20 protein-coding genes and 1 other RNA gene are annotated in these 24,549 nt (G+C 62.5%); 19 read left to right on the top strand and 2 right to left on the bottom strand.

The genetic code is table 11. The annotated features are described in order from the left end of the window. Positions 1–20: 20 nt before the first annotated feature. Both ACLK1G_RS10800 and ACLK1G_RS10795 read right to left on the bottom strand, forming a co-directional pair. Positions 21–383 carry a YraN family protein gene (locus ACLK1G_RS10800; protein ID WP_420765431.1) on the bottom strand — a complete coding sequence of 121 codons (363 nt, stop codon included), beginning with the start codon at positions 381–383 and terminating at the stop codon, positions 21–23. Further along, entirely contained in the window at positions 383–2,194 is a 1,812-nt protein-coding gene (locus ACLK1G_RS10795) for a penicillin-binding protein activator (protein ID WP_420765430.1), read from the bottom strand. The genes ACLK1G_RS10800 and ACLK1G_RS10795 overlap by 1 nt, the downstream gene beginning before the upstream one ends. A gap of 345 nt (positions 2,195–2,539) precedes the next feature. Between ACLK1G_RS10795 and rsmI the strand changes: the two genes are divergently transcribed. From rsmI to ACLK1G_RS10700, 19 genes are all read left to right on the top strand, one after another. Next, a complete protein-coding gene (rsmI, locus tag ACLK1G_RS10790; protein ID WP_420765429.1) occupies positions 2,540–3,412 on the top strand; it encodes a 16S rRNA (cytidine(1402)-2'-O)-methyltransferase in 873 nt (290 codons plus the stop codon). A gap of 74 nt (positions 3,413–3,486) precedes the next feature. Then, an RNA gene (gene rnpB, locus ACLK1G_RS10785) (RNase P RNA component class A) lies at positions 3,487–3,840 on the top strand. Between the two features lie 309 nt (positions 3,841–4,149). Beyond that, positions 4,150–4,605: a division/cell wall cluster transcriptional repressor MraZ gene (gene mraZ / locus ACLK1G_RS10780; RefSeq protein WP_003205355.1), complete on the top strand. Its 456-nt coding sequence runs from the start codon at positions 4,150–4,152 to the stop codon at positions 4,603–4,605. Then, complete coding sequence (gene rsmH / locus ACLK1G_RS10775) at positions 4,602–5,549, top strand: 16S rRNA (cytosine(1402)-N(4))-methyltransferase RsmH (protein ID WP_420765428.1); 948 nt, start codon at positions 4,602–4,604, stop codon at positions 5,547–5,549. Before mraZ ends, rsmH begins: the two co-directional genes overlap by 4 nt. Then, on the top strand, positions 5,546–5,839 hold the full coding sequence (gene ftsL, locus ACLK1G_RS10770; RefSeq protein ID WP_003178214.1) for a cell division protein FtsL: 294 nt from the start codon (positions 5,546–5,548) through the stop codon (positions 5,837–5,839). Before rsmH ends, ftsL begins: the two co-directional genes overlap by 4 nt. After that, entirely contained in the window at positions 5,839–7,578 is a 1,740-nt protein-coding gene (locus ACLK1G_RS10765; protein ID WP_420765650.1) for a peptidoglycan D,D-transpeptidase FtsI family protein, read from the top strand. Before ftsL ends, ACLK1G_RS10765 begins: the two co-directional genes overlap by 1 nt. Then, positions 7,578–9,041 (top strand): UDP-N-acetylmuramoyl-L-alanyl-D-glutamate--2,6-diaminopimelate ligase, encoded by a 1,464-nt coding sequence (locus ACLK1G_RS10760; protein ID WP_420765427.1) that lies wholly within the window; start codon positions 7,578–7,580, stop codon positions 9,039–9,041. The genes ACLK1G_RS10765 and ACLK1G_RS10760 overlap by 1 nt, the downstream gene beginning before the upstream one ends. Further along, on the top strand, positions 9,034–10,401 hold the full coding sequence (locus ACLK1G_RS10755; protein ID WP_420765426.1) for a UDP-N-acetylmuramoyl-tripeptide--D-alanyl-D-alanine ligase: 1,368 nt from the start codon (positions 9,034–9,036) through the stop codon (positions 10,399–10,401). Before ACLK1G_RS10760 ends, ACLK1G_RS10755 begins: the two co-directional genes overlap by 8 nt. Then, positions 10,401–11,483 carry a phospho-N-acetylmuramoyl-pentapeptide-transferase gene (mraY, locus tag ACLK1G_RS10750; protein ID WP_053124966.1) on the top strand — a complete coding sequence of 361 codons (1,083 nt, stop codon included), beginning with the start codon at positions 10,401–10,403 and terminating at the stop codon, positions 11,481–11,483. The genes ACLK1G_RS10755 and mraY overlap by 1 nt, the downstream gene beginning before the upstream one ends. Positions 11,484–11,488: 5 nt before the next feature. Beyond that, a complete protein-coding gene (murD, locus tag ACLK1G_RS10745) occupies positions 11,489–12,835 on the top strand; it encodes a UDP-N-acetylmuramoyl-L-alanine--D-glutamate ligase (protein WP_420765425.1) in 1,347 nt (448 codons plus the stop codon). Continuing rightward, the gene (gene ftsW / locus ACLK1G_RS10740; protein ID WP_420765424.1) at positions 12,832–14,049 is read left to right on the top strand and encodes a putative lipid II flippase FtsW; all 1,218 of its coding nucleotides are present in this window, start codon (positions 12,832–12,834) and stop codon (positions 14,047–14,049) included. Before murD ends, ftsW begins: the two co-directional genes overlap by 4 nt. Then, positions 14,039–15,109: an undecaprenyldiphospho-muramoylpentapeptide beta-N-acetylglucosaminyltransferase gene (gene murG / locus ACLK1G_RS10735; RefSeq protein WP_420765423.1), complete on the top strand. Its 1,071-nt coding sequence runs from the start codon at positions 14,039–14,041 to the stop codon at positions 15,107–15,109. Before ftsW ends, murG begins: the two co-directional genes overlap by 11 nt. Then, positions 15,102–16,562: a UDP-N-acetylmuramate--L-alanine ligase gene (gene murC / locus ACLK1G_RS10730; protein ID WP_420765422.1), complete on the top strand. Its 1,461-nt coding sequence runs from the start codon at positions 15,102–15,104 to the stop codon at positions 16,560–16,562. Before murG ends, murC begins: the two co-directional genes overlap by 8 nt. Next, positions 16,559–17,524, top strand: a complete 966-nt coding sequence (locus ACLK1G_RS10725) for a D-alanine--D-alanine ligase (protein WP_420765421.1) — start codon at positions 16,559–16,561, stop codon at positions 17,522–17,524. The genes murC and ACLK1G_RS10725 overlap by 4 nt, the downstream gene beginning before the upstream one ends. Before the next feature lie 3 nt (positions 17,525–17,527). Beyond that, the gene (locus tag ACLK1G_RS10720) at positions 17,528–18,394 is read left to right on the top strand and encodes a cell division protein FtsQ/DivIB (protein WP_042729561.1); all 867 of its coding nucleotides are present in this window, start codon (positions 17,528–17,530) and stop codon (positions 18,392–18,394) included. Positions 18,395–18,409: 15 nt separating this feature from the next. Next, a complete protein-coding gene (gene ftsA, locus ACLK1G_RS10715; protein ID WP_003205342.1) occupies positions 18,410–19,669 on the top strand; it encodes a cell division protein FtsA in 1,260 nt (419 codons plus the stop codon). A 97-nt stretch (positions 19,670–19,766) separates the two neighbouring features. Beyond that, positions 19,767–20,960 (top strand): cell division protein FtsZ, encoded by a 1,194-nt coding sequence (gene ftsZ / locus ACLK1G_RS10710; RefSeq protein WP_420765420.1) that lies wholly within the window; start codon positions 19,767–19,769, stop codon positions 20,958–20,960. A 112-nt stretch (positions 20,961–21,072) separates the two neighbouring features. Then, on the top strand, positions 21,073–21,984 hold the full coding sequence (gene lpxC / locus ACLK1G_RS10705; protein WP_095106092.1) for a UDP-3-O-acyl-N-acetylglucosamine deacetylase: 912 nt from the start codon (positions 21,073–21,075) through the stop codon (positions 21,982–21,984). Between the two features lie 352 nt (positions 21,985–22,336). Continuing rightward, positions 22,337–24,549: type VI secretion system Vgr family protein (locus tag ACLK1G_RS10700; protein WP_420765419.1), on the top strand; the 2,213-nt coding region annotated here is incomplete at its 3' end.

Below are 24,549 nucleotides of genomic sequence, written 5' to 3'. Positions count from 1 at the left end.
TGTCCGGCCAGGCTGGGCGTTCAACTGTCGAAGGCGTTCTGCAGCCAGTTCAACTGGTCGGCGTTGCTGTCGATGGCGACCACGTCGAAGCGGCAGGGGTAATCGGCCCAGCGAGACTCGCGTTGCAGAAAGTACTGCGCGGCGAAAATCAGTTTCTGGCGCTTGCGCTCGTCGATGCTCTCGATCGCGCCGCCCCATTGGGTATTTTTTCTGTAGCGGACTTCGACGAATACTACTGTATCGCCGTCAAGCATGACCAGATCCAGCTCGCCGCGTTTACACAACCAGTTCTGTGCCAGCAGGCGCAGACCTTGTTGTTGCAGATGCGCGAGGGCTTGGCCCTCGGCATCCTTTCCGCTTTGCAAGTGTGATCGGTCAAGCATCAGCGCTGAGTGTCCGGCAGGCGCTGCACCTGGCCATTGATGAACTGGGCCCACGGCAATTGACGTTGCACGCGCTGGGTTGGCGAGATCGCCAGGCTGCCTGACAGGCCTTCGATGCGGCTGTCCGGAAGTGCCTTGAGCTGGCCCAGGCGTGGAGCGAGGCGATAGGCGTCGGCACCCATCGCATACAGTCGGCCCAGGCTGCCACCGGCCTGCGGCCATTGTGCAGTGACCTGCTGACGCAGTGGGTCGTTAGCGTCGAGCAGCCATGGCGTTTCACAGAAACGCACGCCATTCATGTCGTTGTACTGGTTCTGGTCGCCGCTGACGCTGAATACCGAAGACGTCGCATAGACCGGCACGTCGCCGGCGTACTGGAAGTTCAGGGTCGGCTTGATCTGCTGGGCCTGCTGCGGAGTCGATGCCAGGAAAATGAACTCGATGTCCTGGCGACGCGAAGGCTGGGCCGCTACTGCGGTGCCCACCGTGCTTTGCAGGCTCTTGGCGCGACCTTCGCTCTGGCGCAACTGGAACATGTCGGCGATCTGCTGGGCCAGTTGCACAGGCTGGTCGACACGCTCGATCGCAACGATGGTGCCGCCATTGGCCTGCCAGTCCTGGCTGAAGGCTTTCAATACCCGATCGCCCCATTCGCCTTTCGGCACCATGGCGGCGGCGCGATGCAGGCCGTCGGCGCGAGCACGACGGGATACTTCGCGGGCTTCATCTTCCGGGGCCAAGCCGAACTGGAAGAGTTGGGGTGGGCCCTGTTCGCCCTCGCTGTAGTTCAATGCCAGGGTGGTAATCGGCAATTGCGGGCGAAGGCTGATCTGCTTGACCAGCGGTTTTTCCAGCGGGCCGACCACCAGTTGTACGCCGTCGGCCTGGGCCTTGCGGTAGAACTCGTCCATGGAAGTCAGGCTGGCGCTGTCATAGACCTGAATGCTTGGCGGCTTCTGTCCAGCCTGTTGGGCCTGGTAGTGCGCAGCCATGAACCCTTCGCGCAAGGCTTTGGCAACCGAGGCCAGCGGGCCGTTCTGTGGCAGCAGCAAGGCGATCTTGCTCAGCGGCTGGCTTGCCAGCTCCTTGAGCTTGACCAGTGGCGTCGGCAGTTGAAGCGCGGCTGGGTGTTTCGGGTTTTGTTCGCGCCAGCTGTCGATGGCGGCCTGTTGTTGCTCCAGGGTGCCGGCGGTTTTCACCGCCTTGGCCAGGCTCAACCAGCCACCGAGGTCGTCGGTGTTGGTCGGTTGCAGTTGATCGGTAGGCAGCGAAGCGATCAGCGACCAGATCGCCTCGTGGTTTTTCGCCGCGGCTTCGCCTTCCAGCAACGGCGCGATAAAGATCCGCTCCTTGGCGGCCGCCAGGGTCTGGCCATCGGCTTCAAGGGCCCGAGCACGCACGGTGCCGGTGCGCACTTGCTGTTCCACCGGCATTTCGCCCAGGTGCTGCAGGCTTGGATGGCCCAGGGACGTCAGCGCTGCCTTGGGCTGGTTGCGGGTCATCGCCAGTTCGGCTGACAGCGTGCTGGCGAAAATCTGCTGGCCGGGCTTGAGTTGCTCCAGCGGCACTTGTTGCAGGATCTGTGCGGACTGGCCGGCATTGCCCTGGCGGTAGGCCAGGTCCGCGGCGCTCAGGCGCAGCAGGGCGGCTTTTTCCGGGTTTTTGCTTTGGGTGGCCTGTTCGAGCAATTGCTCGATACTGGCATCCGGGGTCCGTGGGAGTTCGCCAAGGCTGGACGAAGGCGAACTGGCGCAAGCCGCCAGGAGGGCAGCGAGGCAGAGGGCGGAGAGCAGCCGCAGGCAAGCGATCATGTAAGTGTTCCTGATACGAGATCAAATTAGCGTCGAATTGTACCCAAGCAGCGGCTGGGGCGCGATGTTAGTGGTGTGAATCGATCAATTTAGGTATTTCAAAGAGTGCGGCGCAGCATAAATTTGAGGGTGTCGATTCCCCGTGGCGAGGGAGCTTGCTCCCGCTGGGCCGCGCAGCGGCCCCAAAACCATTCAACACGGTACATCAGAATGTGGCTGTCAGATTTTTACGGCTGCTGCGCAGCCGAGCGGGAGCAAGCTCCCTCGCCACAAGTGCTAATGTGACCGGCCGAGAATGGCGGCACACGCTACAATGGCGGTTTTTACCCTCATGAGGTGTGCGTTTTGACTGCTCCAGGTGCTTCGAATTCCGCTGCTGGCTCGCTTTTCGTGGTGGCGACGCCTATTGGCAACCTGGACGATATCAGCGCCCGTGCGCTGAAGATCCTGAAGGACGTCGCCCTTATCGCCGCTGAAGATACCCGTCACTCCCAGCGCTTGCTGCAGCATTTCGGCATTTCCACGCCGCTGGCGGCGTGTCATGAACATAACGAGCGGGACGAGGGCAGTCGTTTTATCACCCGGCTGCTGGCGGGCGATAACGTGGCGCTGATTTCCGATGCCGGCACGCCGCTGATTTCCGATCCGGGTTATCACCTGGTGCGCCAGGCTCGTGCTGCTGGCATCAATGTGGTGCCAGTACCCGGGGCGTGTGCGTTGATCGCGGCGCTGTCGGCGGCCGGCTTGCCGTCGGATCGATTTATCTTCGAGGGCTTTCTGCCAGCCAAGGCGGTGGGACGACGAGCGCGCCTGGAAGCTATAAAGGAAGAGCCGCGCACATTGATCTTTTATGAAGCGCCGCACCGTATCCTTGAATGCCTCCAGGATATGGAGCTGGTGTTTGGTCCCGAGCGTCAGGCGTTGCTGGCGCGGGAACTGACGAAAACCTTCGAGACGCTCAAGGGGCTGCCCTTGGCGCAATTGCGAGGTTTCGTCGAAAGCGACAGCAACCAACAGCGCGGTGAATGCGTTGTACTGGTGGCCGGGTGGACGCCGCCGGAAAGCGAAGACGCCGTGAGTGGCGAAGCGATGCGCGTCCTGGATCTGCTGTTGGAGGAAATGCCATTGAAACGTGCGGCGGCTCTCGCCGCGCAGATCACCGGCGAGCGCAAGAATGTGCTGTATCAGGTCGCGCTGCAAAAGCAGAAGGACCAATGAAACCGCCATGCCCGGCTGGTTGCGGGCTTTTAGCGCTTGTTCTTGAGGCGCTGTACCGTTAACCTTCGCGGCGGAGAGTCGATCGGACAGTCGCTGCCCTCTATGAAAATTAGGGGGGGGAGGAAAGTCCGGGCTCCATAGGGCGAAGTGCCAGGTAATGCCTGGGAGGCGTGAGCCTACGGAAAGTGCCACAGAAAATAACCGCCTAAGCGTTTCGGCGCCGGTAAGGGTGAAAAGGTGCGGTAAGAGCGCACCGCACGGCTGGCAACAGTTCGTGGCTAGGTAAACCCCACTTGGAGCAAGACCAAATAGGGTCCCAAGGCGTGGCCCGCGCTGGGACCGGGTAGGTTGCTAAAGATGTCCAGTGATGGCCATCGTAGACGAATGACTGTTCAAGACAGAACCCGGCTTACAGATCGACTCTCCACCTTTTTCCCTCCCTGCCGGAATCGCTGGCAGACGCAGTTCCTAATACCAAAAAAATCTTACTCTTAACAAATCACTTTAACTTGTGCGCGCAGTTCCCTGTACTGCCTCAGGTTGGAGCGAAATTTCCTACGTCAGATTCTTGTTGCCCCTACTGAAACGCTCCTAAATCTCCGATCTATAAGGCTTTTCCTTCATTCCGCGCCTTGACGGTGCGGTGGGCGCATTCCTATAGTGTGCGCAAGTGGCGGAAAGTGGCATGAAGTGGGTTTTTTTGAAGGTAAAACGCCAAAAAGTGGAGAAACGCTGACGTGTTTCGCGGAGCTAACGCAATCAGTCTCGATGCAAAAGGCCGGCTCGCCATGCCCAGCCGGTATCGTGACGAGCTCGTTTCGCGAAGTTCGGGGCAGTTGATCGTCACGATCGACGCCGTTGACCCATGTTTGTGCGTCTACCCGCTGGATGAGTGGGAAATCATCGAAACCAAACTGCGCGCACTGCCTTCGCTACGTGAAGAAAACCGTCGTTTGCAGCGCTTGTTGATCGGTAATGCCGTTGATCTTGAGCTCGACGGCAGTGGTCGTTTCCTGGTCCCGCCGCGCCTGCGCGAATACGCCAAGCTGGACAAGCGCGCGATGCTGGTGGGCCAGCTGAACAAGTTCCAACTGTGGGACGAAGATGCCTGGAATGCGGTTTCTGCCGCCGACCTTGCTGCTATTCAACAACCGGGCGCCATGCCTGATGAACTGCGTGATTTGATCCTGTGACTATTGATAGCGGCTTTAACCACATCACCGTACTGCTTGACGAAGCCGTCGAGGCTCTCGCCGTACGTCCTGATGGGTGCTATCTGGATGGCACGTTCGGGCGTGGCGGGCACAGCCGATTGATCCTCAGCCAGTTGGGGCCTGATGGTCGGTTGCTGGGGTTCGACAAGGATCCTCAAGCGATTGCCACCGGGCAAGCGCTGGCGGCCGAAGACGGCCGCTTTGTCGTTGTGCAGCGCAGCTTTGCCGAGTTGGGTTCGGAAGTCGCCCAGCGTGGTTTGGCTGGCAAGATCAGCGGCGTGCTGCTGGACCTCGGCGTGTCCTCGCCGCAACTGGACGACCCGGAACGTGGCTTCAGTTTCCTCAATGACGGCCCGCTGGACATGCGCATGGACCCGTCCCGCGGCATCAGTGCCGCTGAGTTCGTCAACACCGCGCCCGTCGAAGAAATCGCCCGTGTCTTCAAGGAATACGGCGAGGAACGCTTTTCCGGCCGCATGGCGCGAGCCGTGGTCGAGCGTCGCGAGACCAAGCCATTCGAGCGCACCGGTGACCTGGCCGAAGTGCTGAAGGTTGCCAACCCTGCGTGGGAGAAGGGCAAGAATCCAGCGACTCGCGCCTTCCAGGGCCTGCGTATCCATGTCAATAATGAGTTGGGTGATCTTGAGGCTGGCCTCGAGGCCGCCCTTGAGGCGCTGGAGATCGGTGGCCGGTTGGTGGTGATCAGCTTCCACTCCCTGGAAGACCGCATCGTCAAGTTGTTCATGCGCAAACTCACCAAAGGCGAAGCCGACAACCTGCCGCGCAACCTGCCGGTGCGTTTCGAGGCTTTCGTACCGAAAATCAAGATCCATGGCAAAGCGCAGTTCGCCTCCGAGGCCGAACTCAAGGCCAACCCGCGTGCCCGTAGTGCTGTCATGCGTGTCGCGGAGAAGCTGCGGTGAGCAAGCTCTTCGCCAAGCCCCTGCCGGGCGGCAGCTTTTTCATGCTGCTGCTGTTCATCGGCGTGCTCGTCTCGGCCATCGCCGTGTCTTACAGCGCGCACTGGAACCGCCAGTTGCTCAACACCCTTTATAACGAACTGAGCGTGCGCGACAAGGCGCAGGCTGAGTGGGGCCGGCTGATCCTGGAGCAGAGCACCTGGACCGCCCATAGCCGTATCGAGGTATTGGCCACCGAACAATTGAAGATGCGCATCCCCGGCGCCGCCGAAGTGCAGATGGTGGCGCCATGATGAAGCTCGAAGGGGCACTGTTCCCGTGGCGGTTCCGTCTGGTCCTGGGCTTGCTCGGGATCATGGTCGCAGCGATCGCGTGGCGCATCATCGACCTGCAAGTCGTCGACCGCGACTTCCTCAAGGAGCAGGGCGATGCCCGCAGCGTGCGTCATATTCCGATCCCGGCCCACCGTGGCCTGATCACTGACCGCAACGGTGAACCCCTGGCCGTGAGCACCCCGGTGACAACCCTGTGGGCCAACGCCAAGGAAATGCAGCAGGCCAAGGAAAAGTGGCCGGCGTTGGCCGCCGCCCTCGGCCAGGATCCCAAGGCTTTGGCCGAGCGCCTTGAAGCCCAGGCCAATAAAGAATTCATCTACCTGGTGCGCGGGTTGACGCCCGAGCAAGGCCAGAGTGTGCTCGACCTGAAAGTACCTGGTGTCTATGGCATCGAAGAGTTCCGGCGTTTCTACCCGGCCGGAGAAGTCACCGCCCACATGGTCGGGTTTACCGACATCGATGACCGGGGCCGAGAAGGTGTCGAACTGGCCTATGACGAATGGCTGGCCGGGGTTGCCGGCAAGCGCCAGGTCATCAAGGATCGGCGCGGCAGGCTGATCAAGGATGTCCAAGTCACTAAAAACGCCAAGGCCGGTAAGCCCTTGGCGTTGTCCATTGACCTGCGCCTGCAATACCTGGCCAACCGCGAGCTGCGCAATGCCATCGTCGAGAACGGCGCCAAGGCCGGCAGCCTGGTGATCATGGACGTCAAGACCGGCGAGATCCTCGCCATGGTCAACCAGCCGACCTACAACCCGAACAACCGCCGTAACCTGCAACCGGCGATGATGCGTAACCGCGCAATGATCGACGTCTTCGAGCCGGGTTCGACCATGAAGGCCGTGTCCATGGCCGCCGCCCTGGAAACCGGGCGCTGGAAACCGGGTGACACCGTCGAGGTGTATCCGGGGACGTTGCAGATCGGCAAATACACCATTCGCGACGTGTCCAAGACTGAAGGCCCGGTGCTCGACCTGACCGGCATCCTGATCAATTCCAGTAACGTGGGCATGAGCAAGATCGCCTTCGATATCGGTGGCGAGGCGATCTATCGCCTGGCCCAGAAAATCGGCCTCGGCCAGGACACCGGCCTGGGCTTCCCGGGCGAGCGCGTCGGCAACCTGCCCAACTACCGTGAATGGCGCAAGGCCGAAACCGCCACGTTGTCCTATGGCTATGGTGTTTCGGTGACGGCGATCCAGCTTGTCCACGCCTTCTCGGCGCTGGCCAACAATGGGCGGATCGCACCGCTGACCCTGGTCAAGACCGACAAGGCGCCGCAAACCACCCAAGTGATTCCGGAAGACGTCGCCAAGACGATGCAAGGCATGCTGCAACAGGTGATCGAGGCGCCGCGTGGTGTCTATCGTGCCCAAGTGCCCGCCTACCATGTTGCCGGCAAGTCGGGTACGGCGCGCAAGACGTCCGTGGGTACCAAGGGCTATGCCGAGAATTCCTACCGTTCGCTGTTCGCCGGCTTCGGTCCGATGAGCGACCCGCGCTACGCCATCGTGGTGGTTATCGACGAACCGAGCAAGGCAGGCTACTTCGGTGGCCTGGTCTCTGCGCCGGTGTTCAGCAAAGTGATGTCCGGCACCCTGCGCCTGATGAACATTACTCCGGATAATCTGCCGCCGACCCAGCAGGCGAGTACCGCCCCGGTCGTTCCCTTGAAAGCCGACGGAGGGCGTGGCTGATGTCCCTGAGCCTGAACAAGATTTTTGCCCATGCCGGTCATGACCTGCTGATTCGCGAGCTGGCGCTGGACAGTCGCGACGTGCGTGCCGGGGACCTGTTCCTGGCGGTGCCGGGCGCCCGTGTTGATGGCCGCGACCATATCGCTGATGCCTTGAAACGCGGTGCGGCTGCCGTGGCCTATGAAGTGAACGGCGCGACCGTGCTGCCGATCACCGATGTCCCGCTGATTCCGGTCAAGGGCCTGGTGGCGCAGTTGTCGGATATCGCCGGGCGTTTTTATGGCGAGCCGAGCCGTCACCTGAACCTGATCGGCGTGACCGGCACCAACGGCAAGACCAGCGTGACGCAACTGGTGGCACAGGCGCTCGACTTGCTCGGGCAGCATTGTGGCATCGTGGGGACGCTGGGCAACGGTTTCCACGGGGCGCTGAAGAGCGGGCTGCACACCACGCCAAACCCGATCGCCGTGCAGGCGACCCTGGCCGACCTGAAGAAGGCTGGCGCCAAGGCCGTCGCGATGGAGGTTTCCTCCCATGGCCTCGATCAAGGTCGCGTCACCGCGTTGGCCTTCGACGTTGCCGTGCTCACCAACCTGTCCCGCGATCACCTGGACTACCACGGCACGATGCAGGCCTACGGCGAGGCCAAGGCCAAGCTGTTTGCCTGGAACAACCTGAAATGCCGGGTTATCAATGTCGATGACGAATTCGGCCGCCAGCTGGCCGCCGAGAGTCGCGAGTCGCGGTTGATCACCTACAGCCTCGAAGATGCAGGCGCCTACCTTTATGTACGCCAGGCACAGTTCGACGACGAAGGCGTTCGTGCCACGTTGGTCACGCCCCAGGGCGAACACCATCTGCGCAGCACGTTGCTGGGCCGCTTCAACCTGAGCAATGTATTGGCCGCCATCGGGGCCTTGCTCGGGCTGGACTACGCGCTGGATGAAGTTCTCAAGGTATTGCCAAAACTCGAGGGCCCGGCCGGGCGCATGCAGCGCTTGGGCGGAGGCACCCAGCCACTGGTGGTGGTCGATTACGCCCATACGCCAGACGCGCTGGAGAAAGTCCTCACGGCGCTGCGTCCTCACGCCAAGGGTCGGCTGCTGTGCCTGTTCGGCTGTGGCGGCGACCGTGACCGTGGCAAACGTCCGCTGATGGCGCAAGTCGTGGAGCGGCTGGCCGATGGAGTACTCGTCACTGACGATAACCCGCGCAGCGAAGACCCCTCGCGGATCTTCGACGATATTCGCGCCGGTTTCTCGGGGCAGGATAACGTCACTTTCGTGGCCGGACGCGGCCAGGCCATTGCGCAATTGATTGCCAGTGCTTCGGCGGATGACGTCATCGTTCTGGCCGGCAAGGGCCACGAGGACTATCAGGAAATCAACGGCGAACGCCATGCGTTCTCCGACCTGGTGGAAGCCGATCACGCCCTGACCGCATGGGAGGTGGCCCATGCTTAAGGCCCTGAAACTCAGCGAGCTGACCAACGCCTTGAATGCGCGCCTGATCGCGGCGGACGCCACGTTCAACGGCGTCAGCATCGACAGCCGGGCGATTGCGCCGGGCCAATTGTTTGTCGCCCTGGCCGGGCCGCGTTTCGACGGCCACGATTATCTGAACGAAGTGGCTGGCAAAGGCGCGGTCGCGGCGTTGGTCGAGCGCGAAGTCACCAACAGCACACTGCCGCAACTGCTGGTCAGCGACACCCGCCAGGCCCTGGGCCAGCTCGGCGCGTTGAATCGCGCGACGTTCACCAACCCGGTCGCAGCCATCACCGGCTCCAGCGGCAAGACCACGGTCAAGGAAATGCTCGCCAGCATCCTGCGCACGCGCGGCCCGGTATTGGCGACCCGTGGCAACCTGAACAACGACCTCGGTGTACCGCTGACGCTGCTTGAGCTGGCGCCGGAGCACAGCGCCGCCGTCATTGAACTCGGTGCTTCGCGGCTCGGCGAGATTGCCTACACCGTCGGCATGACCAAGCCCCACGTGGCGGTGCTCAACAACGCCGGGACCGCCCACGTGGGTGAGTTCGGCGGCCCGGAAAAGATCGTCGAAGCCAAGGGCGAGATCATCGAGGGGTTGGCTGCCGATGGCGTCGCCGTGCTGAATCTCGACGACAAGGCCTTCGAAATCTGGAAAACCCGGGCGGGCGAGCGCAAGGTGCTGACCTTTGCCTTGAGCAACCTTGCCGCGAACTTCTACGCCAGCGACCTGGACCGCGATGCTCGCGGATGCCCGGCCTTCAACCTCCACAGCCCCGACGGGGCCGAGCGCGTGCAGTTGAACCTGCTCGGCACCCATAACGTTGCCAACGCCCTGGCCGCCGCCGCCGCCGCCCATGCCCTGGGTGTTTCGTTGCCAGGCATCGCCGCGGGATTGAACGCGGTGCAACCGGTCAAGGGACGCACCGTCGCCCAACTGGCGAGCAACGGCATGCGCGTCATCGATGACACCTACAACGCTAACCCGACGTCGATGTGCGCGGCCGTGGACATCCTTGCCGGTTTCTCCGGCCGCACCGTGCTGGTGCTCGGCGATATCGGCGAATTGGGTGAGTGGGCGCAGCAAGGCCACCATGATGTCGGCGCGTATGCCCGCGGCAAGGTCGATGCGTTGTACGCCGTTGGCCCGATGATGGCCCATGCGGTATCGGCGTTTGGCGAGCATGCACAGCATTTCACCACCCAGGCCGAGTTGATCCAGGCCCTGGGTGCCGAGCAAGACCCGAACACCACCTTATTGATCAAGGGCTCACGCAGTGCGGCGATGGAAAACATCGTTGCGGCTTTGTGTGGCACCCGTATGGAGAAACATTAATGCTGCTGCTGCTAGCGGAGTACCTGCAACAGTTCCACAAAGGCTTCGCGGTCTTCCAGTACCTGACCCTGCGCGGGATCCTGGGTGTGCTGACCGCGCTGTCGTTGTCGCTGTTCCTGGGCCCGTGGATGATCCGCACCTTGCAGAACCTGCAGATCGGCCAGTCGGTCCGCAACGACGGTCCGCAATCGCACCTGTCCAAGTCCGGTACCCCGACCATGGGCGGCGCGTTGATTCTCTCGTCCATCGGCATCAGCACCTTGCTCTGGGCCGACCTGGCGAACCGCTATGTCTGGGTCGTGTTGCTGGTGACCCTGTTCTTCGGCGCCATCGGCTGGGTAGACGACTACCGCAAGGTCATCGAGAAGAATTCCCGTGGGCTGCCAAGCCGATGGAAATATTTCTGGCAGTCGGTGTTCGGTCTCGGCGCGGCGATCTTCCTTTATATGACTGCCGCTTCGCCGGTGGAAACCACCCTGATCCTGCCAATGCTCAAGGACTACAGCATCCCGCTGGGCGCTGGCTTCATCGTGCTGACCTACCTGGTCATCGTTGGATCGAGCAACGCGGTCAACCTCACCGATGGCCTCGACGGCCTGGCGATCATGCCGACGGTCATGGTTGGCGGCGCGCTGGGGATCTTCTGCTACCTGTCGGGCAACGTGAAATTCGCCGAATACCTGCTGATCCCTTATGTACCGGGCGCGGGCGAGCTGATCGTGTTCTGCGGCGCGCTGATCGGTGCCGGCCTCGGTTTCCTTTGGTTCAACACCTACCCGGCGCAAGTCTTCATGGGTGACGTCGGCGCGTTGGCGCTGGGCGCGGCCCTGGGCACCATTGCCGTCATCGTTCGCCAGGAAATCGTCCTGTTCATCATGGGCGGTGTGTTCGTGATGGAGACCCTGTCAGTCGTCATTCAGGTTGCTTCCTTTAAATTGACCGGCCGCCGGGTATTCCGCATGGCGCCGATCCACCACCACTTTGAACTCAAGGGCTGGCCCGAGCCGCGCGTGATCGTCCGTTTCTGGATCATCACCGTGATTCTGGTGCTGATCGGCCTTGCCACCCTGAAGCTGAGGTAGAACGAGTGTCCCTGATCGCTTCTGACCACTTCCGCATCGTTGTCGGCCTCGGCAAGAGCGGCATGTCCCTGGTTCGCTTCCTGGCGAACCGGGGCGTGTCGTTTGCCGTGGCCGATACGCGGGAAAATCCGCCTGAGCTGGCCACGCTGCGCCGTGACTATCCGCAGGTGGACGTGCGTTGTGGCGAGCTGGACGTCGAGTTCCTGTGCCGCGCCGATGAGCTCTACGTGAGCCCCGGCCTGGCCCTGGCGACTCCGGCGCTGCAGGCTGCGGCTGCCCGAGGCGTGAAACTGTCCGGCGACATCGAGCTGTTCGCCCGCAACGCGAAGGCGCCGATTGTCGCCATCACCGGCTCCAACGCGAAAAGCACCGTGACCACTCTGGTCGGTGAAATGGCCGCGGCGGCCGGCAAGCGCGTCGCCGTGGGCGGCAACCTGGGGACCCCGGCCCTGGACCTGCTCGGCGATGACATCGAGCTGTATGTCATGGAACTGTCGAGCTTCCAGCTTGAGACCACCGACCATCTCGGCGCCGAAGTGGCGACGGTGCTCAACATCAGCGAAGACCACATGGACCGCTACAGCGGCCTGCCGGCGTATCACCTGGCCAAGCACCGGGTTTTCCGTGGCGCCCGCCAGGTCGTGTTCAACCGCCAGGACGCGTTGACCCGTCCGCTGATGGGTGAAGGGCTGCCGTGCTGGACCTTCGGCTTGGGTGTTCCGGATTTCAAAGGCTTCGGCTTGCGTGAAGAGAACGGCGAAAAATACCTCGCTTTCCAATTCCAGAACCTGATGCCAGTGCGTGAGTTGAAAATCCGCGGCGCCCACAACCAGGCCAATGCCCTTGCGGCGCTGGCCCTGGGCCACGCGGTCGGTCTGCCGTTCGACGCCATGCTCTCGGCCTTGCGCCAGTTCGCAGGGCTGGAACACCGCTGCCAATGGGTGCGCGATCTGGATGGCGTGGCCTGGTACAACGATTCCAAGGCCACCAATGTCGGTGCCGCGCTGGCGGCCATCGAAGGCCTGGGCGCGGACATCGACGGCAAGCTCGTGCTGATCGCCGGTGGTGACGGCAAGGGCGCCGATTTCAAGGACCTGCGCGGCCCCGTGGCCGCCAATTGCCGTGCCGTGGTGCTAATGGGCCGCGACCGCGAACTGATCGCCCAGGCGTTGGGCGATGCGGTGCCGCTGGTTCGTGTCGCTTCGCTGGATGAGGCGGTGCAGCAGTGCCGCGCCCTCGCGCAAGCGGGCGATGCCGTCCTGTTGTCGCCGGCCTGCGCCAGTTTCGACATGTTCAAGAACTACGAAGAGCGCGGGCGCCTGTTCGCCCAGGCCGTGGAGGACTTGGCATGAGCTTGCTGAACATCATCAAGCCGTACCCGTCGCCGCTGATCACCGGCCGTGGCATCGACCTTGATTTCCCGATGCTCGCCGGTTGCCTGGCATTGCTCGGCCTGGGCCTGGTGATGATCACCTCTGCGTCGTCGGAAGTGGCTGCCGTTCAGTCGGGCAACACGCTTTATCACATGATCCGCCATCTGATTTACCTGGTGATCGGCCTGGGTGCCTGCATCGTGACCATGATGGTGCCGATCGCCACTTGGCAACGCCTGGGCTGGATGATGCTGTTGGGGGCCTTCGGCCTGCTGGTCATGGTGTTGGTGCCGGGCATCGGCCGCGAGGTCAACGGCTCGATGCGCTGGATCGGCTTCAGTTTTTTCAACGTCCAGCCTTCGGAAATCGCCAAGGTCTTCGTGGTGATTTTCCTTGCCGGTTACCTGGTGCGTCGCCAGAAGGAAGTGCGCGAAAGCTGGATGGGCTTCTTCAAGCCATTCATCGTGTTGCTGCCCATGGCGGGCCTGTTGCTGATGGAGCCGGACTTCGGCGCCACGGTAGTGATGATGGGCGCGGCTGCGGCGATGCTGTTTCTCGGTGGGGTCGGGCTGTTCCGCTTCATCCTGATGGTGGCGCTGGCCGTGGCGGCGGTGACCGTGCTGGTGCAGGCACAACCGTATCGAATGGCGCGCCTGATCACGTTTACCGATCCGTGGGCCGACCAGTTCGGTTCCGGCTATCAATTGACCCAGGCCTTGATCGCCTTCGGCCGTGGCGAGTGGCTGGGCGTGGGCTTGGGCAACAGTGTGCAGAAGCAGTTCTATCTGCCGGAAGCGCATACCGACTTCGTGTTTTCGGTACTGGCCGAAGAACTCGGCGTCGTGGGCTCCTTGTGCACCGTTGCACTGTTCGTGTTCGTCTGCGTGCGCGGCATGTACATCGGCTTGTGGGCCGAGAAGGCCAAGCAGTTCTTCGCCGCGTATGTGGCGTATGGCCTGTCGTTCCTGTGGATCGGCCAGTTCCTGATCAACATCGGCGTGAACGTCGGCCTGTTGCCGACCAAGGGCCTGACGCTGCCGTTCCTCAGTTATGGCGGCAGCTCCCTGGTGATCTGCTGTGCCTGTCTCGGCCTGTTGCTGCGCATCGAATGGGAGAGCCGAACCCACTTGGGCAGCGAAGAGATGGAATTCCAGGAGAGCGACTTCGCCGAGGAGCCGACTCATGGGCGCTAACGTGCTGATCATGGCGGGCGGTACCGGCGGGCATGTGTTCCCGGCGCTGGCCTGTGCCCGGGAGTTCCAGGCGCGCGGCTACACCGTGCATTGGCTGGGTACGCCACGGGGCATCGAGAATGAGTTGGTGCCCGCCGCTGGCCTGGAGCTGCACCGGATCAATGCCAGCGGCCTGCGGGGCAAAGGCAAGCTATCGCTGCTCAAGGCGCCGCTGATGCTGCTCAAGTCGGTCTGGCAGGCGCGGGCGATCATTCGTCGGCTGCGGCCGGTGTGCGTGGTCGGTTTTGGTGGCTATGTGACCGGGCCCGGCGGTGTTGCGGCAAAACTGGCCGGTGTGCCGGTGATCGTCCACGAGCAGAACGCCGTGGCCGGTACCGCCAATCGGTTATTGGTGCCGTTGGCCGCCCGGGTGTGTGAAGCCTTCCCGGACACCTTTACCCTGTCGGGCAGCCGTCGCACCACGGGTAATCCCGTGCGTACGGAGCTGTTCCTCGCTGCACCGCGCCCGGCCCTGGCCGGACGCAAGGCGCGTTTGCTGGTCCTGGGCGGAAGCCTGGGGGCCGAACCGTTGAACAAGCTGCTGCCCGAAGCCCTGTCGCAGGTTGCCCCCGAACTGCGGCCGGAAGTGTTTCACCAGGCCGGCAAAAACCACGATGAAGTGACTGCCGAACGCTATCGCGCCGCTGGCGTCGAGGCGCAAGTGCAGCCCTTCATCAAAGACATGGCCCAGGCCTATGGCTGGGCCGACCTGGTGGTCTGTCGCGCAGGCGCGCTGACCATCAGTGAACTGGCTGCCGCCGGTCTGCCCTCGATGCTGGTGCCTTTGCCCCATGCCATCGACGATCACCAGACTCGCAACGCCGATTATTTGGCCCGTGAAGGCGCTGCCTTCCTGATGCCGCAAAGAACGACTGGCGCCGCGGATCTTGCCGCGCGCCTGACAGAGGTCTTGATGCAGCCGCAAACACTCGAAGACATGGCTCGCGCCGCGCGCCGCCTGGCCAAACCCGATGCCACGGCCCAAGTGGTCGACACCTGCCTGGAGGTGGCCCATGGTTGAGAATCGCAAAGCCATGCCACAACCGGAAATGCGCCGCATCCGTCGCATCCACTTCGTCGGTATCGGCGGCGTGGGCATGTGCGGGATCGCCGAGGTGTTGCTGAACCTGGGTTACCAGGTCTCGGGTTCCGACCTGAAGGCTTCCCCGGTCACCGAACGCCTGGAATCGTTCGGTGCGCAGATCTTTATCGGCCACCGTGCCGAGAACGCCGCCAATGCCGACGTGCTGGTGGTGTCCAGCGCCGTGAACACCTCCAACCCGGAGGTTGCCACCGCCCTGGAACGTCGTATTCCCGTGGTGCCACGGGCCGAGATGCTGGCCGAGCTGATGCGTTATCGCCACGGCATCGCCGTCGCCGGCACCCACGGCAAGACCACCACCACCAGCCTGATCGCCTCGGTGTTCGCCGCCGGTGGCCTGGACCCGACCTTTGTGATCGGTGGTCGTCTGAATGCCGCGGGCACCAATGCCCAGCTGGGCACCAGCCGCTACCTTATCGCCGAAGCCGACGAGAGCGACGCGAGCTTCCTGCACCTGCAACCGCTGGTGGCCGTGGTGACCAACATCGACGCCGACCACATGGCGACCTACGACGGCGACTTCAACAAACTGAAGAAAACCTTCGTCGAGTTCCTCCACAACCTGCCGTTCTATGGTTTGGCCGTGGTGTGCCTGGACGACCCGGTGGTTCGTGAAATCCTGCCACTGATCAAGCGCCCAACCGTGACCTACGGCTTTGGGGAAGAAGCCGATGTGCGCGCCATCAATGTGCGCCAGAAGGGCATGCAGACCTTCTTCACCGTGTTGCGTCCTGACCGCGAGCCGTTGGACGTCTCGGTGAACATGCCCGGCAACCACAACGTGCTCAATGCCTTGGCCACCATCTGCATAGCCACCGACGAAGGCGTCAGCGACGAAGCCATCGTCCAGGGCTTGTCGGGCTTCCAGGGCGTGGGCCGACGTTTTCAGGTCTACGGCGAGCTGCCGGTGGACGGCGGTAACGTGATGCTGGTGGACGATTACGGCCACCACCCGACCGAAGTCGCGGCGGTGATCAAGGCCGTGCGCGGTGGCTGGCCGGAGCGGCGTCTGGTGATGGTCTATCAACCGCACCGGTACAGCCGCACCCGCGACCTGTACGACGATTTTGTCCAGGTCCTGGCCGATGCCAACGTGCTGCTGTTGATGGAAGTCTATCCGGCGGGCGAAGAGCCGATCCCCGGCGCCGACAGCCGCCAGCTGTGCCACAGCATCCGCCAGCGTGGCCAGTTGGACCCGATCTACATCGACCGTGGCGTGGACCTCGCGCCGCTGGTCAAGCCATTGCTGCGCGCTGGGGACATCCTGCTGTGCCAGGGCGCGGGTGACATCGGTGGCCTGGCCCCGAAATTGTTGAATAGTCCGTTATTCGCCGGAGCCATCGTGGCCTCCAGCGAGGGGAAACTGAAATGACTGCTGCATACGCCAACCTGGCCTCGACCCTTGACCCGAAAGCCTTCGGCCGCGTCGCCGTGCTGTTCGGCGGCAAGAGTGCCGAGCGCGAGGTGTCCCTCAAGTCCGGTAACGCCGTGTTGCAAGCCTTGCAGAGCGCTGGCGTCGACGCCTTCGGCATCGACGTGGGCGACGATTTCCTGCAGCGCCTGCTGAGCGAAAAAATCGACCGTGCGTTCATCATTCTCCACGGTCGCGGCGGCGAAGACGGCAGCATGCAAGGGCTGCTCGAATGCCTGGGCATTCCCTACACCGGCAGCGGCATCCTCGCGTCGGCCCTGGCGATGGACAAGCTGCGCACCAAGCAGGTCTGGCACAGCCTCGGCATTCCGACGCCGCGTCACGCCGTGCTCGCCAGCGAGGCCGATTGTATTTCGGCGGCCACGGAACTGGGCTTTCCTTTGATCGTCAAACCGGCCCATGAAGGTTCCAGTATTGGCATGGCGAAAGTGAATTCGCTGCCTGAGTTGACCGCAGCCTGGAAGGACGCCAGTTCCTACGATTCGCAAGTGTTGGTCGAGCAATGGATCACCGGTCCGGAGTTCACCATCGCCACCCTGCGTGATCAGGTGTTGCCCCCGATTGCCCTGGGCACGCCCCACACGTTCTACGACTACGACGCCAAATACATCGCCAATGACACCCAGTACCGCATTCCCTGCGGGCTGGATGCCGCCAAGGAAAAAGAACTGATGGACCTCACGGCCAAGGCCTGTGAGGCGCTGGGCATCGCCGGTTGGGGCCGGGCGGACGTGATGCAGGACGCCGATGGGCAGTTCTGGTTCCTGGAAGTCAACACCGCCCCCGGCATGACCGATCACAGCCTGGTGCCGATGGCGGCGCGTGCCGCCGGCCTGGATTTCCAGCAACTGGTGCTGGCGATCCTGGCTGCCAGTGTCGGCCATCAAGAGCCAAGAGGTTAAGCCATGCAAGGCGCATCGCTTCGTCATCAGCCATCCGCACCCGGTCGCAAGCCGGTGCCGCGGGGTGCCAGCCGAATGGTGGCCAAAGAGCCGATGTCGGCGCGCTTGCCGAAAGCCAATTTTGGTTTTCTCAAGAGCCTGTTCTGGCCGGTGCTGCTGGTGGCGTTGGGGTTCGGCACGTATGAAGGCGCGCAACGGTTGCTGCCTTATGCCGACCGGCCGATTGCCCGGATCAATGTCCAGGGCGACCTGAGCTACATCAGCCAGCAGGCGGTGCAGCAGCGGATTGCCCCGTTCGTCGCGTCGAGCTTCTTCACCATCGACCTGGCGGGCATGCGCACGGAACTGGAGCAGATGCCCTGGATCGCCCACGCCGAAGTCCGGCGAGTGTGGCCGGACCAGGTGTCGATCCGCCTGGAAGAGCAATTGCCGGTGGCCCGTTGGGGTGACGAGTCGCTGTTGAACAACCAGGGCCAGGCGTTTACGCCACGGGAATTGGCCAATTATGAACATTTGCCCCAACTGTTCGGTCCACAGCGGGCCCAGCAACAAGTGATGCAGCAATACCAGGTGTTGAGCCAGATGTTGCGGCCATTGGGCTTCTCCATCGCGCGCCTGGAATTGCGTGAACGCGGCAGCTGGTTCCTGACCACTGGCGCGGGCAGCTCGGGGCCGGGCATCGAGCTGCTGCTCGGGCGCGGCAACCTGGTGGAAAAGATGCGCCGCTTCATCGCCATCTATGACAAGACGCTCAAAGAACAGATTACGAACATTGCGCGCATCGATCTGCGCTACGCCAACGGCCTCGCTGTTGGCTGGCGGGAACCTGTAGCGCCGACGACGGCCGAACCCGCCGTCGCGAAGAATTAAGAAGAGGCAGGACCCATGGCAAACGTGCAAAGCGGGAAAATGATCGTCGGTCTGGATATCGGCACTTCCAAGGTGGTTGCGCTGGTAGGCGAGGTCGCGGACGACGGCACGCTGGTCATCGTCGGAATCGGTACACACCCGTCCCGCGGCTTGAAAAAAGGCGTGGTGGTGAACATCGAGTCCACCGTGCAATCGATCCAGCGCGCCATCGAAGAAGCGCAGCTGATGGCCGGTTGCCGGATCCACTCGGCGTTCGTCGGCGTGGCGGGCAATCACATCCGCAGCCTGAACTCCCACGGCATCGTGGCGATTCGTGATCGCGAAGTCAGCTCCGCCGACCTCGAGCGCGTACTCGACGCGGCCCAGGCCGTAGCGATTCCGGCCGACCAGCGCGTGCTGCACACCCTGCCGCAGGACTACGTGATCGATAACCAGGAAGGCGTGCGCGAGCCCCTGGGCATGTCGGGCGTGCGCCTGGAAGCCAAGGTCCACGTGGTGACCTGTGCGGTGAACGCCGCGCAGAACATCGAGAAATGCGTGCGCCGCTGCGGCCTGGAAATCGACGACATCATCCTCGAGCAGCTGGCCTCGGCGTACTCGGTGCTGACCGACGACGAGAAAGAGCTGGGCGTATGCCTGGTGGACATCGGCGGCGGCACCACCGACATCGCGATCTTCACCGAAGGCGCGATTCGCCACACGGCCGTGATCCCGATTGCAGGCGATCAGGTGACCAACGACATCGCGATGGCGCTGCGCACCCCGACCCAGTACGCCGAGGAAATCAAGATCCGCTACGCCTGCGCCCTGGCGAAACTGGCCGGTGCCGGTGAAACCATCAAGGTGCCGAGCGTCGGCGACCGTCCGCCGCGCGAACTGTCGCGCCAGGCGCTGGCCGAAGTGGTCGAGCCGCGTTACGACGAGTTGTTCACGCTGATCCAGGCCGAACTGCGTCGCAGTGGCTACGAAGACCTGATCCCGGCGGGCATCGTGCTGACCGGCGGTACGTCGAAGATGGAAGGCGCGGTCGAGCTGGCCGAAGAGATTTTCCACATGCCGGTGCGCCTGGGCGTGCCGCATGGCGTCAAGGGGCTGGACGACGTGGTCCGCAACCCGATCTATTCCACCGGCGTGGGCCTGTTGATGTACGGCCTGCAGAAGCAATCCGACGGGATCTCGTTCTCAGGGATTGGCAGCCGCGATAGCTACAGCAGCGACGAGCCCAAGGCTCCGCTGTTCGAGCGGCTCCAGGCCTGGGTGAAAGGCAATTTCTAAAGATTCAAGCTTCAGGCGCCGGGTTTCAGGCTCGGCGTTGCAAGACGGCAATAAAACGCAGTAGGCGAAAAAACTAGAGAATGAAAGGAGAGGGAACATGTTCGAACTCGTAGACAACATCCCCGCTAGCCCGGTTATCAAAGTAATCGGTGTCGGCGGTGGCGGCGGCAACGCTGTCAACCACATGGTCAAGAGCAACATCGAAGGCGTCGAATTCATCTGCGCCAACACCGATGCTCAAGCGCTGAAAAACATCGGCGCGCGGACCATCCTTCAACTGGGCACCGGCGTGACCAAGGGCCTGGGTGCCGGCGCGAATCCCGAGGTTGGCCGTCAGGCTGCCCTGGAAGACCGCGAGCGCATCGCTGAAGTCCTGGCCGGCACCAACATGGTGTTCATCACCACGGGCATGGGCGGTGGTACCGGTACCGGTGCAGCGCCGATCATTGCCGAAGTGGCCAAGGAAATGGGCATCCTCACCGTTGCGGTGGTGACCCGTCCGTTCCCGTTCGAAGGCCGCAAGCGCATGCAGATCGCCGATGAAGGCATCCGCGCGCTGAGTGAAAGCGTCGACTCGTTGATCACCATCCCCAACGAGAAGCTGCTGACCATCCTGGGTAAAGACGCAAGCCTGCTGTCGGCTTTCGCCAAGGCTGACGATGTACTGGCCGGTGCCGTTCGCGGTATCTCCGACATCATCAAGCGTCCAGGCATGATCAACGTCGACTTTGCCGACGTGCGCACCGTGATGTCCGAAATGGGCATGGCAATGATGGGCACTGGCTGCGCCAGCGGTCCGAACCGTGCTCGCGAAGCCACCGAAGCGGCCATCCGCAACCCGCTGCTGGAAGATGTAAACCTGCAGGGCGCCCGCGGCATCCTGGTGAACATCACCGCCGGTCCGGACTTGTCTTTGGGCGAGTACTCCGACGTGGGTAGCATCATCGAGGCATTCGCTTCCGACCACGCGATGGTCAAGGTCGGCACCGTGATCGATCCGGACATGCGTGACGAGCTGCACGTGACCGTGGTTGCCACTGGCCTGGGCGCGAAAATCGAGAAGCCGATGAAGGTGATCGACAACACCGTGCAGACTGCCATGGCTTCGCAGCCACAGCAGCCAGCCGCCGCTCGTCAGGAAACGCCTGCGGTGAACTACCGTGACCTGGACCGTCCGACCGTCATGCGCAACCAGGCCCAGGCCGGTGCTGCGACTGCCGCGAAGATGAATCCGCAAGATGATCTGGATTACCTGGACATCCCGGCTTTCCTGCGTCGTCAGGCCGATTGATGGAATGTATCAGGGGTATACGGGTGATTGGTGTTCAGCAAAGGTCTGGTCTGCTATCATCGCCAGCCTTTGTTGATACCAGTTCGCAATTTGCGCTGAAGCGGCCCATGCCATGATTAAACAACGCACCCTGAAGAATATTATCCGTGCCACAGGTGTCGGCCTGCACTCCGGCGAGAAGGTCTACCTGACCCTCAAGCCCGCGCCTGTCGACACCGGCATCGTGTTTTGTCGTGCCGACCTCGACCCTGTGGTGCAGATTCCTGCTCGCGCGGAAAACGTCGGTGAAACCACTATGTCGACCACATTGGTCAACGGTGACGTCAAAGTGGACACGGTGGAGCATTTGCTCTCGGCCATGGCTGGCCTGGGCATCGATAACGCCTACGTCGAGCTCTCCGCGTCCGAAGTCCCGATCATGGATGGCAGTGCCGGACCCTTCGTATTCCTGATTCAATCGGCTGGCCTGGAAGAGCAGGACGCGGCCAAGAAATTCATCCGCATCCTGCGGGAAGTGACAGTGGAAGACGGCGACAAGCGCGCCACTTTCGTCCCTTTCGAAGGGTTCAAGGTGAGCTTCGAGATCGATTTCGATCACCCGGTTTTCCGTGACCGCACCCAGAGTGCAAGCGTGGATTTTTCCAGCACTTCGTTCGTAAAAGAAGTCAGCCGCGCCCGTACCTTCGGTTTCATGAGTGACATCGAGTACCTGCGCAAGCACAACCTCGCACTCGGCGGCAGCGTTGAAAATGCGATCGTGGTCGACTCCGATGGCGTGTTGAACGAAGACGGCCTTCGTTATGAAGACGAATTCGTCAAGCACAAGATCCTCGACGCAATCGGCGACCTCTACCTGCTGGGCAATAGCCTGATTGGTGAGTTCAAGGGCTTCAAGTCCGGCCACGCACTGAACAACCAGCTGCTGCGCAAGTTGATTGAGCAGAAAGATGCTTGGGAAGTCGTGACGTTCGAAGACGCCAGCACCGCACCCATCTCTTACATGCGTCCTGTCGCGGCCGTGTAAGCAAAAAACCTCTCTAGTTTTTTAAGGGCTGCCTTCGGGTGGCCCTTTTTTATGGCGGCAATGAACCCCGTGTGGGTCATTTCCTAAGGGATTGCGATATTCCCCTATAGGACGCTTCCCAAACGTCGCCGAACCCGTTGTTACTCGATGGAACAACCCTCTGAAGTAAGTCACGCTGAATGCCCTTGAAAACCAATCCCGCGCAAGACGCGGGCACCAAGGGAAGTCATGCCAGCAGACCGATCTGAACAGCACCAACTCGATTTCAATCAAAGCGACGCCGACACGGTTTTTGCCCCGTCACGTTCCCTCTTGGAACAAGCGGCTGCAAACGCCTGGGGGGATCGGCAACATGCTTGATCAACGGCCCACCTTCTTCGACCACAGCCGCCACACCCTGAGCGTCTGCGACCTCACAGCCCATCTCGACGTCCTGGCCTTCACCGGCGAGGAGCACCTGAGCCGGCCCTACCACTACCGCATCGAATTCACCTGCACCGAGCGCGACCTGGTGGTCACCGACCTGCTCAACCGGGATGCTTACTTCAGTCTTTACCCGCTGCCGCCACCGCCGACGCCCAAGGGCTTCGCGCCGCCGGAGATCAAGCCGCTGCGCACGTTCAATGGCGCGATCACGGCGTTCAAGCGCCTGTCCGGCTCCAACGACGAAGCCCGCTACGAAATCACGTTGCAACCGCGTTTCGCGCTGCTGGCGCGGGGCAAGCAGTTTCGGATCTACCAGCACCAGTCGGTGCCGCAGATCGTCGAACACATCCTGCGCACGCGCCATGATTTCCGGGGCCAGCATTTCTATTTCAATGTAGTGCGCGACTACCCCCGGCGTGAACAGGTCATGCAATACGACGAAAGCGACCTGGCCTTCATCGAGCGCCTGCTGGCTGATGTCGGCATCTGGTACCGGGTCGTCAGCGATGACCGCCTGAGCATCGACGTGGTGGAGTTTCACGACGATCAGCGGCACTACCAGCGCGGCGTCAAGTTGCCGTGTCGCCCGCCGTCCGGCTTGTGCGCCAGCGAGCAGGACGCGGTCTGGCACCTGCAAACCGCCCACCAGGTGGTGGAAAAAAACATCAACTTTCGCGCCTACCACCATCGCGAGGCCTACGCGTTCCTCGACGGCGAGGTCGACCATACCCGCCGCGCAAAGGGCACCTACGGCGAGGCCTATCACTACGGCGAACCCTACACGGTGCTGGGCGAGCGCTACGCCCTGGACGAGGACCTGCAAAGCGAAAGTGGTTTTTTCTACGCGCGCCTGCGCCATGAACTCTACCTCAACGACCAGACCCGCCTCAGCGGCACCACCAGCAGCGCCACCCTGGCCCCGGCCCAGATGCTCGAAATCACCGGCGGCGCGCCCCAGGCCTTCGAGTTTGGCGCGGTGATCGTCAGCCTGCGCACCGAAGCGGCCCGGGACCGCAGCTTCATCGCCACCTTCCAAGCGATTCCTTACTCGGAAACCGTGTGCTTTCGCCCACCGCTGCCGCCCAAGCCGCGCATCAGCGGCACCATTCCCGCCCGCGTCAGTCACCCGGAAGTCAACCCGCCGTACGCTGACCTCGACTTCGAGGGCCGCTACAAGGTGCGCTTCCTGTTCGACCGCGACACCTGGCAAGCCGGCCGCGAAAGCGCCTGGCTGCGCCTGGCCCGACCCTACGGCGGCGACACCCACGGCCTGCATTTCCCGCTGCAGGCCGGCACCGAAGTGGCGGTGGCCTTCGAGCACGGCGACCCCGACCGCCCCTACATCGCCCACGCCCTGCACGACGACCGGCACCCGGACCCCGTCACCGCCCGCAACGAGCGCCGCAACGTGCTGCGCACCCCGAGCAACAACAAACTGCGCATGGACGACACCCGCGGGCAGGAGCACATCAAGCTCAGCACCGAGCACAGCGGCAAGAGCCAGTTGAACCTGGGGCATCTGGTGGATGCCGAGCAGACGAAGCGGGGGGAAGGGTTTGAGTTGCGCACCGATGGACATGGCGCCCTTCGTGCGGGCAAGGGGGTGTTTATCAGTGCTGATGAGCAAACCCAGGCCAAGGGCGACGTCCTCACCATGAACCCGGCCACCGCCCAGGTCGAAGGTGCCAGACAGCAGATGGCCGAATGGCAGGACATCGCCCAGGCCCACCACAGCCGCAAACCCGACCTGCGCGGCTTGGAACAACTCCAGGCCGACGCAAAAGACCTTTCGGCTGCCGCCATCCTGCTCAGCGCCCCCCAGGGCATCGGCGCCGTCACCCCGGCCAGCCTGCTGCTCAAGAGCGGCGACGCGCTGTACCTGCAAAGCCACAACGAAATCAACCTCGCCGCCGCCAAGCGGCTGTCGGCCCACGCCAACCAGGGCATCTCGCTGCTGGCCCAACAGGAAGGCCTGCGCCTGGTCTCCGGCAAAGGACCCCTGGACATCGAATCCCACGGCGATGGGCTGGGCATGAAAGCCCAGCAGGACATCACCGTGCAGTCGGTGCAGGGGCATGTGCAGGTGACGGCGAAGAATGGCCTCACCCTGGCGTGTGGGGGTGGGTTCATTCGGATTAC

Origin of the sequence: Pseudomonas algeriensis (assembly GCF_048847255.1) — a bacterium.
Classification (GTDB): domain Bacteria; phylum Pseudomonadota; class Gammaproteobacteria; order Pseudomonadales; family Pseudomonadaceae; genus Aquipseudomonas.
This window is presented reverse-complemented; position numbering and strand designations above follow the sequence as displayed.